Source organism: Paraburkholderia ribeironis (assembly GCF_900019265.1).
Taxonomy (GTDB): Bacteria; Pseudomonadota; Gammaproteobacteria; order Burkholderiales; family Burkholderiaceae; genus Paraburkholderia; species Paraburkholderia ribeironis.
Genome location: NZ_CYGX02000069.1, coordinates 61,847 through 73,479 on the forward strand (window position 1 = coordinate 61,847; position 11,633 = coordinate 73,479).

General features: G+C 65.0%; 11 protein-coding genes. 5 read left to right on the top strand and 6 right to left on the bottom strand.

Features of this window, described 5'->3' with window-relative positions; translation table 11 throughout:
* Nucleotides 1-86 precede the first annotated feature (86 nt).
* Both BN2475_RS26870 and BN2475_RS26875 read left to right on the top strand, forming a co-directional pair.
* Entirely contained in the window at nt 87-2,357 is a 2,271-nt protein-coding gene (locus BN2475_RS26870) for a xanthine dehydrogenase family protein molybdopterin-binding subunit (RefSeq protein WP_094782492.1), read from the top strand.
* 85 nt (nt 2,358-2,442) lie between these two features.
* A complete protein-coding gene (locus tag BN2475_RS26875; protein ID WP_094782504.1) occupies nt 2,443-2,904 on the top strand; it encodes a (2Fe-2S)-binding protein in 462 nt (153 codons plus the stop codon).
* 256 nt (nt 2,905-3,160) lie between these two features.
* Here the strand turns inward: BN2475_RS26875 and BN2475_RS26880 are convergent, their stop codons facing one another.
* Genes BN2475_RS26880 through BN2475_RS26900 form a run of 5 tightly spaced genes read right to left on the bottom strand, consistent with a single transcriptional unit; the run spans nt 3,161 to nt 8,673 of the window.
* Entirely contained in the window at nt 3,161-4,726 is a 1,566-nt protein-coding gene (locus BN2475_RS26880; RefSeq protein ID WP_094782493.1) for an efflux transporter outer membrane subunit, read from the bottom strand.
* Nucleotides 4,723-5,733, bottom strand: coding sequence for an efflux RND transporter periplasmic adaptor subunit (locus BN2475_RS26885; protein WP_094782494.1), 1,011 nt, complete (start codon nt 5,731-5,733; stop codon nt 4,723-4,725). Before BN2475_RS26885 ends, BN2475_RS26880 begins: the two co-directional genes overlap by 4 nt.
* On the bottom strand, nt 5,730-5,939 hold the full coding sequence (locus BN2475_RS26890; RefSeq protein WP_094782495.1) for a DUF1656 domain-containing protein: 210 nt from the start codon (nt 5,937-5,939) through the stop codon (nt 5,730-5,732). Before BN2475_RS26890 ends, BN2475_RS26885 begins: the two co-directional genes overlap by 4 nt.
* Before the next feature lie 40 nt (nt 5,940-5,979).
* Nucleotides 5,980-8,079 carry an FUSC family protein gene (locus BN2475_RS26895; protein WP_094782496.1) on the bottom strand — a complete coding sequence of 700 codons (2,100 nt, stop codon included), beginning with the start codon at nt 8,077-8,079 and terminating at the stop codon, nt 5,980-5,982.
* Nucleotides 8,080-8,085: 6 nt separating this feature from the next.
* Entirely contained in the window at nt 8,086-8,673 is a 588-nt protein-coding gene (locus BN2475_RS26900) for a MarR family winged helix-turn-helix transcriptional regulator (protein ID WP_094782497.1), read from the bottom strand.
* A gap of 198 nt (nt 8,674-8,871) precedes the next feature.
* On the opposite strand from BN2475_RS26900, the gene BN2475_RS26905 reads away from it, so the two are divergent.
* On the top strand, nt 8,872-9,312 hold the full coding sequence (locus BN2475_RS26905; RefSeq protein WP_094782498.1) for a hypothetical protein: 441 nt from the start codon (nt 8,872-8,874) through the stop codon (nt 9,310-9,312).
* A gap of 60 nt (nt 9,313-9,372) precedes the next feature.
* Here the strand turns inward: BN2475_RS26905 and BN2475_RS26910 are convergent, their stop codons facing one another.
* The gene (locus BN2475_RS26910) at nt 9,373-9,972 is read right to left on the bottom strand and encodes a histidine phosphatase family protein (RefSeq protein WP_094782499.1); all 600 of its coding nucleotides are present in this window, start codon (nt 9,970-9,972) and stop codon (nt 9,373-9,375) included.
* 246 nt (nt 9,973-10,218) lie between these two features.
* Here BN2475_RS26910 and BN2475_RS26915 point away from each other — a divergent pair, with 246 nt between their 5' ends.
* Together BN2475_RS26915 and BN2475_RS26920 are read left to right on the top strand one after the other, a co-directional pair.
* Nucleotides 10,219-10,440 carry a CbtB domain-containing protein gene (locus BN2475_RS26915; protein WP_094782505.1) on the top strand — a complete coding sequence of 74 codons (222 nt, stop codon included), beginning with the start codon at nt 10,219-10,221 and terminating at the stop codon, nt 10,438-10,440.
* A gap of 11 nt (nt 10,441-10,451) precedes the next feature.
* A complete protein-coding gene (locus BN2475_RS26920; protein WP_094782500.1) occupies nt 10,452-11,192 on the top strand; it encodes a CbtA family protein in 741 nt (246 codons plus the stop codon).
* Nucleotides 11,193-11,633 lie beyond the last annotated feature (441 nt).

Below are 11,633 nucleotides of genomic sequence, written 5' to 3' on the forward strand. Positions count from 1 at the left end.
TTATTACTATTCCGCCAAAAGCACAGTCAGGCGGTCTGGCGTTTTCGCAGCTTCCCCGTCGACGTGCAAGCTGACCGAGCCATCTCATGTTAAAGCGCAGAACCTTCCTGCTAGGCGGCGCCAGTGCAGTAGGCGCATTGCTGGTCGGTTGGTCGGTGTGGCCGCCGAGGGAGCGGCTGAACACGTCGACGCCGCTGCCGACGCAAGGCTCGCAAACGGCGCTCAATGGGTGGGTCAAGATCGCCGCCGACAACAGCGTGACGATCATGATGTGCAAGGCGGAGATGGGACAGGGCGTGCACACCGGTCTGGCGATGTTGCTTGCCGAAGAGCTGGATGCCGACTGGTCGCAGGTGCGCGTGGAAGAAGCGCCGATCGACAGAATCTACAACAGCGTGCAGGCCATCGTCGACGACCTGCCGTTTCGCCCGGACGACGAAGGCGTCGTGAAGCGCGCAACGGTCTGGCTCACCCGCAAAGCAGTGCGGGAAGCGGGCACGATGATGACGGGCGGCTCGTCGAGCATCAACGATCTCTATACGCCGATGCGCGAGGCCGGCGCCTCGGCGCGTGCGATGCTGATCAGCGCGGCGGCGGCGCAATGGCACGTGCCACCCGGCGAATGCCGCGCCGAAAGCGGCTACGTGCTGCATGCGTCAGGACATCGGGCGAGCTTCGGCGAACTGTCTTCGCTGGCCGCGCAACAGGCGCTGCCGCGCAAGGTGACGCTGAAGGATCCCGCCGACTTCAAGCTGATCGGCCGACCGCTGCACCGGCTCGAAGCGGCGTCGAAGATCAATGGTACGGCGCGCTTCGGCATCGACGCGCTGCCCGACGGCCTCATCTATGCGAGCGTCGTGATGTGCCCGACGCTCGGCGGCACGGTCGCCGCTTTCGACGCGACGCCCGCCCAAACCATGCGGGGTTTCATCAAGGCGTTGGTTGTCGCGCCATACAGCGGCGGGACGGGCGGTGTCGCGGTAATCGCGGACAATCCGTTTCGCGCGATGAACGCGGTCGAGGCGATCAAGGTGGATTGGCGCCACGGCCCTGCCGCGAGCGTATCGAGCGCGGACGTGGACCGCCGCCTCGCGCAGGCGCTCGAGGCCCGCGACGGCCACGCTTACTTTAGCCGCGGTGACGTCGATGTCGCGATGAGCCGCGCGGCGCACACGATCAGCGCCGAGTATCACGCGGCGTATCTCGCGCATGGCGCGGTCGAGCCGCTCAACTGCACCGTGCAGGTCGCGGACGGCGCGGCTACCGTCTGGGTCTCCACGCAAATGCCCGGGCTTGCGCAACATCACGTGGCAAAAGTACTGGACCTCGACGTCGACAAGGTCGACGTGCAATCGCAATTGCTCGGCGGCGCATTCGGGCGGCGCCTGGAACTCGATTTCATCGCGCAGGCCGCGGCGATTGCGCGCGAGAGCGGCGGCCGTCCCGTGCAAACCATCTGGTCGCGCGCAGAGGACTTCACGCATGACTTTTATCGACCGGCGTGCGTGGCGCGGCTCGAGGCCGGTCTAGATGAGGACGGCAAACTGGTGGCATGGCATAGCGAATCGGCCGGTCAGGCGATCGTGCCTGAGGCGCTCGCGCGCTACTACGGCGTGCCACGCATTCCGATCGACAAGACCACGTGCGAAGGCGCATTCGATCAACCGTACGAATGGCCCGCCGCACGCGTCGCGCACAAGATCGTTGAGTTGCCGGTGCCGGTCGGCTTCTGGCGCTCCGTCGGTCATTCGCATCAGGCGTTTTTCACCGAGTGCTTCACCGATGAACTTGCCGTCGCCGCCGGCCGGGACCCGATCGCGTTTCGCGCGGCGCTGCTCGCGCAGCATCCGCGCCATCTGGCGGTGTTGCAGCGGGTCGCCGTGTTATCGGATTGGGCGCACTCGCTCAGCAAGGCCGCCGACGGCGCACCGCGCGCACGCGGCGTCGCGTTGCATGAAGCATTCGGCAGCGTCGTCGCGCAAGTGGCGGAGGTGTCGCTCGGGCCGAACAAGCAGATTCGCGTGCATCGGGTGGTGTGTGTGATCGATTGCGGCTTGCCGGTCAATCCGAACCTGATCCGTCAGCAGATGGAGGGGGGCATCGTGTTCGGCTTGTCGGCCGCGTTGCAGGACGAGATCACGATCGTCAATGGCCAGGTGCAGCAGAAGAACTTCACCGACTTTCCGGTGGTGCGGATCAACGATTGTCCGGTGATCGAAACCGACATCATGCCGAGCCAGATGCATCCGCAAGGCGTCGGCGAACCCGGCGTGCCGCCGATCGCACCGGCGGTCGCCAATGCGCTGTTCGCGCTGACCGGTCAGCGACTGCGCACGCTGCCGTTGCGGGTCGCCTGACGCACGGCGGATGCAGCACAGCGGATGCAGCGCCGCGTATGCAGACATTCGGGAATGCCGGGATTCGATCACGCAGGAGGCAGGCATGGGATCACTGAACATCAACGGCCGCGCGGTGACGGTGCAGGCCGAACCGGACATGCCGCTTCTGTGGGTGCTGCGTTGCGAGCTCGGCATGACCGGTACCAAGTTCGGTTGCGGCGTGGGCATCTGCGGCGCGTGCACGGTCCATCTGGATGGCGACGCATCCCTCGCGTGCAAGACACTGATGTCGGACCTGCACGGGCAAAAGATCACGACCATCGAGGGTCTGCAGGGCGCCGAAGCGCAAGCCCTCAAGGCGGCGTGGCTCGATCTCGACGTGGTGCAATGCGGCTATTGCCAGAGCGCGCAACTGATGGCGGCCTGCGCGCTGCTCAGGCACAAGCCCGCTCCAACCGATGCGGACATCGACGCGGCGCTGAGCCATATCGTGTGCCGTTGCGGCACCTATCCGCGGGTGCGGGCGGCGATCCACCAGGCGGCCGCGAAGCGTCGGCCGGTTTAGCGCCGCTGACGCGTAAAGACAGCGCGCGTCAGCCGGCTTCAGCGCACGCCACGTGTGCTCAATTCGCGAGCAGTTCCACAACGGCGACCACTGCCGTGAAGATGCCGATGCATCCGCCCAATGTGACTACGCCTTGCATGAATGGCGACATACGTGACCCCGTGGTGTGTGGTTGGTGTCGCGTATTTAACCGGAAATGAAAGGCAAAAGAAAGTTCGTCAAAAATAATTTGTCAGCCAGTCTGGGTGCCTTGGGGTTAGCGAGCTTTGGCGGCCGTGGCCGTGGCCGTGGCCGTGGCGGTGGCCGTGCCCGTCGCCGCCGAGGTCGGCACGGCCTTCGCGGGTGCCGCAGCGCCAGGCTGTTTCATGCCGGGCGCGCCCTGCGCATCGGTTTCCCAACCGCCGCCGAGCGCGAGGAACAGATTGACCTGATCGATCGCCACCTGACCATCCGCCGCCGCCACCTGAGACCTCGTCGACGTCAGCGTGCGCGTCGCATCCAGATCCGAAATGAACGACTCGCGGCCGGCGAGATACAGCCGATGCGTTTCGTCCGCCGACTCGGCCGCCGACTTCAGCGCGGCACGCAAAGAGCGGGCGCGGGCGTAGTCCGATGCATAGGTGGCGAGGTTGGTCTCGGTCTCGCGCAGCGCGGTCAGCACCACGCCGTCGAATTTGGCGAGCGCCACCTGGCTCGACGCCTGCGCTTCGCGCACGCGGCCGCGCGCACCGTTGGTGGGGAAGGTCCAGCTGATCAGCGGACCGAAACCCCAACGCGCCGTCGGCGACGTGCCGATGTCTTCGAGAACCCCGGTGTAGCCCGCCGATGCACCGATGCTCACCGTCGGATACAACGCGCCGGTGGCGACGCCGATACGCGCCGTCGAGGCCGCGAGTTGACGCTCGGCTTCGCGTATGTCCGGGCGGCGCTTGAGCAACGCGGCGCCGTCGCCGACCGGAATCGGCTGGCGGATTTGCGGCAGCCGGTCGCAAGCCAGCACGGCCGGCGGCAGGTCGGACGGCGCGCGGGCGAGCAGCGCGGCGATCCGGTACTGGGCGATCCTGCGGCGCGCGGTGTAACGCGGAATATCCGCCGCCAGCGTTTCCACCTGGGTTTGGCCACGCGTCACGTCGGGCTGATTGCCGCGGCCCGCGTCCCGCAGACGGCGCGATACGTCCACGCGTTCCTTCTGCAACGTGAGCGACTGTTGCGCGATCCTCAACTCTTCGGCTGCCGAGCATTGCTCGACGTACGAGCGCACCACGTCCGCCACCACGGTGATCCGCGCGAGGTCGGCAGCGGCCTGTACGGATTCGGTGTCCGCTTGCGCCGCTTCCACGCCGCGCCGCAGCTTGCCGAACAGATCGATTTCGTACGAGACGCTGATGCCGATGTCGCCTTCATTGACCACCGGTATTTTTTCGGTGAGCAGGAATTGCTCGGCCGATTCCTGCGCGCGTTCGATTTGCGCCGACGCCTTGCCGGAGAAACCGCCCTGCGCGTGCGCGATGCCCAGCGCTTCACGCGAGCGCACGAGATTTGCCGCCGCGACGCGCAACTCGGTGTTCGAGTGCAGCGCTTCGTCGACGAGGTCGTTCAGCACGGGATCGTCGTACAGCTTCCACCACACGGCGGGCACGTTCTTGCGCGAGGTCAGTGTGGAGTCGGCGCCTTCGATCGGCGCGTTGGCGAACGGCGCATTGACCAGCGCCTGTTGCGGCAGCGAGTAATTGGGACCGACGTTCATGCAGCCATCGAGCGCGACGGCGAGCGGCAACAATGGCAACAGCGGCAACAGCGGCAGGGTACGCGACAGCTTCATTGCGAGGCGCCCGACGAAACTGCAGCCGACGCAGCCGGAACCGCGGACGTCGCCGCAACGGATGCCGGGGCCGACGCCGCCGACGTATCCACCGCACCAGAAGCACCGGCCGCACCCGCAACCGGACGCCGCCTGAGCGGCGACAGATCTTGCACCGACACGGTCGCTGTGCGCCCGGCGATCATGCGGAAGTCGTCGGGCACTTCGTCGAGCGCGACGCGCACAGGAATGCGTTGCGCGAGCCGCACCCAGCTGAACGCCGGATTCACGTTCGGCAGCAGGTTCGAGCCTTGCGTGCGATCGCGGTCTTCGATGCCGGCGACGATGCTCTGTACGTGACCGCGCAGCGGATTGCGCTCGCCCATCACCGAGATATCGACCAGTTGGCCGATGTGGATGCCGTGCAGCTTGGTTTCCTCGAAATAGCCGTCGACGTGGAACGAATGCATGTCCACCACTGCGACCACCGCACGGCCCGCCGAGACGAATTCGCCGACACGCGGTGCGCGGTCGTTCAGATAGCCATCGACCGGGCTCACGATCGTCGCGCGTTGCAGGTTCAGCTTCGCGGTGTCGATCGCCACGATCGCATCGGCGAGCGCGGCTTCGTTGGCCTCGACGCGCGAGCGGCTTTCTTCCGCGACTTCGGCGGCGACCAGATTGCCGAGCTTGCGGTTGCGCGCATCTTCGCGGCGCGACTGGTCGAGCGTCGCGCGGCGTTGCTGCGCGGTGGCCTGGGCCTGGCGAAGCGCGAGCGTGTAGCGGGCCTGATCGATCACGAACAGCACCTGGCCTTGCGTGACCTGCTGGTTGTCCGCCACCTCGACCGACGAGATCAGCCCCGAGATATCCGGCGCGACCTGGATCACGTCGGCGCGCACGTGCCCGTCGCGGGTCCATGGCGCGAACATGTAGTACGCGACCAGTTTCCACAGCACGAGAGCTGCCACTACGACGACGATCAGGGTCAGCAGGATCTGACCGACGGAGAACCAGGTTTTTTTCACGTTATTAGTCTGTGCGAAACGACAACGACAAGGCCCAGCACCAGCACATAGATGCCGAGATCGAAGATGGAGCGATGCCAGACGAAGCGGTAAAAGCCGATACGTCCGAGCACCGTGCGGATGACCAGGTTGATCAGATAGGCGACCAGCATCAACACGAGCACGGCTGGCACGAATACACCGAAGATATCGATTTCACCGATCATCGCGGGAAGCCAGCAAGGTGGGGAAGGGGGTGCGGGCGCATCAGGCAGCGGCCTCCGGTTCGGGCGGCGGCGGTGTCGTCAGCGTGGCCGGGAATAGCGAAAGACGCAAGCCGACCAACGCGTGCAGCGCGTCGCGCAACTGGCGTGCCGAAGTTTGCGAGGTCGGGGTGGGCGCGGCGGCATTGGCGAGTCCCTGCGCGGTCACGCGCGCCACGGCGGTATCGATTAACGCCATCAGACTCGCGGGCACCGGCTCGCGCTCGCGGCGCTCGATGCAGGCTTCGTAGTACGCACGCACGCCAGCGAGAACGTGGTCGATCGCGGCCGGCGCTTCGCCGCCGAGCTTGCGGGTCAGGCGGCGCAGATCGAGTGCATTGAACGCGATGCGCAGATCGCGGAAGCTCTCGATCGACGGATGACGATAATCGTCGGTGGCGGCGAGGCGCGGGATCAGTTGCATCAGACGGTCGAGCATGCGTGCGGCGAGATTGCGCGGGTCTTCGATTGGCCGCGTCGATGCCGTCAGCGCGACGTCGGCCCAGCTCGAGCGCAACAGCCGCGATGCCGCCAGTTCGGCGCCGAACGGGCGCGTCACACGAGTCCACAGGTACGCGTACAGCAGGCCGCTCAGGCCTGCGAGATTGCTGTTCAGGAACACCAGAAAGTTGGCGTCGTACGCGTCCTGAATGCTGATGAAGGTGGCCGTGTTCACCGCGACCAGCACCGTGGCCATGTTGAACTGCGGACGCGGAATCAGCGTGCCGACCAGGATGAACGGCGCCGCGAACAGGATCACCAGCATCGGGAAGTCGTGCACGTGCGGCAGCACCGCGAACAGATAGACGCCGGCCGCCAGCACGCTGACCCCGGTGGCGAGGAAGAAGCGGAACATCATCGGCGCGGGTTCGTCGAGCGCGGCGAAGAAGCAGCAGGCCACCGCCGCCAGCGTCACCGCGCTGGCGCCGTCATTCCAGCCCGAGCTGATCCACAGGCTGCACGCCAGAACCACCGCGGCGGCCGCCGAGCAGGTCGCGAACAGCATGATGCCGCGATCGTAGAAGCGCTCCGTGCCGCCAAGCCGCCAATGGCGAAAATGCGGGTGCCACGTGCCTTCTTCGCGCGTGATGATGATGCGCAGCGAGCGGCAGTCCTGCCAGACGTCGATCACCTGCTTCATCCGCCATAGCGCGTTCGAAAGCAGCACGCCGTCCCAGCTCGCCAGCGCGGCGGGCGGCGGACGCATGGCCGCGATGCGCTCGCGCAGCGCGTTGGCCGTCTCGTCGGCGTGGTAGCCCTCGCTGACGGCAGGCAGCGGCTGATTGAACCACTTGATCACATCGGCGAGCAGCGCTTCGAGGCCCTCGGGCCAGCTATGGCGGCGGTTGTACAACGCGAGCAACGGATCGGCGAGCGACGACATGATCGGCAGCAGCAACTGCATGCGGCCACGCAGTTCATGCGCACGCGCCAGCACGTCTGGCCGCGTGTGATCGTAGGCGAGCTGGCTCAGCAGCAATTCCAGACCGTTGATGGTGGTAGCAAGACGCTGCCGCGCGGCCGAGATCGCCGCACCGGCAATCCGCCCGGACAGCGTTTCGGTGGCATAGAACGCGGCATCGCGAAACCAGGCGTCGGTGCGTTCGATGATGGTGGGCGCAAGCCGGCTCGGAAACAGCGCCCCGCCGACGATGCTCGCGATGACGATGCCGAGCGTGATTTCTTCGGTACGGCTGATCGCGAGATCGAACACGCCTAGCGGATTGGTCACCGAGGGCAGCGCGATGATCGGCGTCGTATAGGCGGCCAGCATGAACACGTAGCTGCGCGCAGTGCGGTCGGATACGGCCAGATAGAGCATCGTGCCGGTCCACAGCGCGATGATCACGCTGAACAGATACGGCGATTCGATGAACGGCGGCACCAGCAGCACCGCCACCGACGCGCCGAGCGCGGTGCCGAGCGCGCGATACAGCGCCTTCGAGCGGGTCGCGCCGAGGAACGGATTCGACACGATGTAGACGGTGGCCATCGCCCAGTACGGTCGCTGCAGTTGGAGCGCGAGACCGATGTAGAGCGCGATCATGGCCGCGGCGAACGTCTTGACCGAGAACAGCCAGTCGCGAAGGGAAGGATAGACCATGAGCCGTTACGCCGGATCGCCAGTGTGATGCGGCGCCGCTGCGTCTGCTTTGACTTCGTTGGAGGTGCGCGTGCTGGCGGCTTCGCGGGTCTTGCGGGCAGCTGGCGGATACTTGTCTCGCGCGGAATGAGCGCGTTCGCCGGCGGCTTGCTCAGTGCGCCCAGGGGTGTCTGCGGTGAACGCGCCCAGCACACGCAGCGTTGCTTCGAGATCGCTGCGCGACACGCCTTTGAGCGCCTGCGCGCGCAGCGTGACCAGTTCTTCTTCCATTTTCGCGGTGACCGCGCGGCCCTCTTCGGTGAGCGCCACCGTTTTCGCCCGGCGGTCTTCGGGATCTTCTTCGCGGCGCATCAAGCCCGCCGCGCACAACTGATCGAGCAGCCGGACCAGCGAGGGTCCTTCGATGCCGATATGATCGGCCAGCGTCACCTGACGCACCGCCGAGCCGAGCCGGCTGGCGGTCAGCAGCGGCGTGGCGCATGCCTCGGAGACGTTGAATGCCGCGAGCACGTCATGGCTCGTGCGCCGCCATTTTCTGGCAGCGACCACCAGCGTGCTGCTGACAGTGCGGCGCAGGACATCGAGATTCAGCATGGCCGGTATTGTATTTCCAAAATATTCGTTAGCAAACTATTGAATTGGAAATTTTCGCCGTGCCATCACAGTCTGCATGTGCAATGTAACAACACGTCCAGCGCATAGGCACGAAGCGTGCTGCGGAGTTAAAGCCCATCCATCGCGTCGATTACATCGATGCGACCCGTGAGCCCTATTCGAGGAACCTCATTCGCCATGCACAGAAACCGGTTACTGGCCGTCGCGCTTGCCACTGCATGCTTCGGTGTGTGGCTGCCCGGCAGCGCCTGCGCCGACGATGCACCCAATCCGTGCGCATCGCTCAAACGGATCGTGGCGGCTGCACCGGACGGCCTCGCCTCGTTGACGCCGGACGATGGCAAGGGCGTCGCGCAGCCTTATGGCGACGACGCGCAATGTTCAGCGAGCCATCGCAGCTTCCAGTGCACATGGACGCCGCATCACGATGCGGGTTCGATTGCGGACGCGCTGCAAGCGGTGGCGGCGGACGTCGCGTCGTGTTTGCCCGACGCGACGCACGATCAGAACTCGCCGGGACGCCAGCACTTTTATCTGGGCGAGAAGGGCCGGCGGACCGATATCACACTGACGCCGTCGGGCTCCAACAAGGTGCGGCTGGTGGTGACGGGTACGTGAGCTTCTAATGAAAGCGCGTACGGCCGCCGGGTGATTGGCTGATTCGCCACAAGGCACGCGCTACATCGATGCTGGCCACCACGTCCAGCCGCGCTGCGAACGGCGCAACTCGACGACCGACAGCGGCGCAATTTCGATGCGCGTAAACACAGTGGGCGAAGCCTCGAGTGCGTAGACGATCGCGGCTCGCAGCAGCGGCGCGTGCGTGACGGCGACGACCTCGCGCGTGTGGCTCGACGCCTCACGCGTCAGGCCGCTTGTCGGATTGTTTAGCGCGTCGAGCCATTTTCCCATCCGCGTCACGAGTTGACTGAACGACTCGCCACCATGCGGCGCGGCGTCGGGATCGCGGGTCCATGCGGCGAGATCGTGTGGCGCTTGCCTCGCGAGATCGGCGAGGCGTCGACCTTGCCAGTTGCCATAGTTCATATCCGCCAACGTCCTGTCGACCGTCGCCGCGAGGCCGAGCGCCAATGCCGTATCGCGCGCGCAGACGGCCGGGCTGACGAAGGCGGCCGCGTTGCCAGGCAGCGCGACGCGCATGCGCGCGGCTTCGGCTTCGGCGAGGCCGCGGGCGTCGAGTGGGTCGTCAGCAGGGATGCGGCCCGCGCGTTGCGCGGCGGTCGCTGCGTGGCTCACCAGTAACAGTCGCGTGTCCATTCTGTCCATTTCCCTTGAGCCCGCGGCAACCCGCAACGCCGGCGCGTGTCACGCTGGCCCGACGTAGACGAAGGCCGAATTCTAGCGCGTAGAATAGCGGGACTGCGAAGCGCGGAAGCCGGTGAGAGCCCGGCGCGGTCGCGCCACTGTAATCGGCATCTTCATCAAGCCGAAAGCCAGACCTAAGCTTCGCACCATTCCTCTGCACTCTATTTTCGGGGCGCGTTACCCCAGGAGATGTCCATCATGACTGAAGCTGTTTTCGATCACGCTGCTCAGCCCGCGGCTCAACCCACCCCGATTCCGTTGCGCGAGTTGCTGCCCTGGGTCGTGTTCGGCGGATTGCTGCTGTTGCTCGCGCTGTATTTCGTTGGTGCGGAACAGGGCGCCACGTCGCTGGTGCCCGGCATGTACGTGCATGAGTTCGTGCACGACGGCCGCCATCTGCTCGGCTTTCCCTGCCACTAACGGAGTCGGACATGGTTGGTAAATTGTTGGTACGCGGGATGCTCGCAGGCATCGCCGCGGGACTCCTCACGTTCGGCTTCGCCAGACTGGTGGGTGAGCCGCAGGTCGTTCAGGCGATTGCATTCGAAGAAAAAGCCGATGCCGCACGCGGCGATGCGCCCGAGCCGGAACTCGTGAGCCGCGCGACGCAAGCGGGGCTGGGATTGTTGACCGGCGTGGTGACGTATGGCGCGGCGTTCGGCGGCCTGTTCTCGCTGGTGTTCGCTTACGCCTATGGACGGGTGGGCGCAATGAGTGTGCGCGCGTTGTCCGCATGGCTCGCGCTTGGCGCGTTCATCGCGCTGGTGATCGTGCCGAACATCAAGTATCCGGCGAATCCACCATCCATCGGCGACCCCGAGACGATCGGCACGCGCACGGGCCTGTTCTTTCTGATGATCGCGATCTCGCTGACGGCGATGGTGTTTTCGCTGAAAGTGCGACGCCGCACGGTGATGAAACTCGGCGCATGGAACGGGTCGATTGTCGCGGGACTGGTGTTCGTCGCGATCATCGCGGCGGTGCAGTTGTCGATGCCGACCATCGATGAAGTGCCGGCGGCTTTCCCGGCTGTGCTGTTGTGGAAGTTCCGCGTCGCCGCGATCGGTATGCAGGCGATCATGTGGACGACGATTGGATTGCTGTTCGGCGCACTGGTCGAGCGCAGTGCTTTCGTGCGTTTGAATGAGCGGTCGGCGGCGAAGTCGGCTTGATGTTGACTGTGATGGGCGTGGCCACGTGAGTGGTCGCGCTCTCTTGCGCAACGTGTGAGAAGGCTTTTGTTTCAAGGAGTTGACGCGGTTGTGGAACGGTTATCCACAGGCTTGAGAACAAAAAGTGGGGATAACCGGGCGCGCGTGAAAGGCAAAACGTCAGTGTTGAGTAGTGAGGGCTGTTCTGACGATGCCGCAAGATGCTGAATCCTTCGGTGATTACTATTGCGATGCCGGACGACGCGCCAATTTGTATCGGATAACTAACTAATTAGATGCCATCACCGTGGTGCTTCGATTTTTGCTGTGCTCAACTTTTTGAAAATAATTGCTTGAAAGGGGTTGACGGGGTGTGAGTCGCATCGCATAATTCGCCTCCCGTTTGATGACGGACGCGAAGAAAGCAGAGCTTCTTGGCGAATGATCTTTAAAAACTAACAG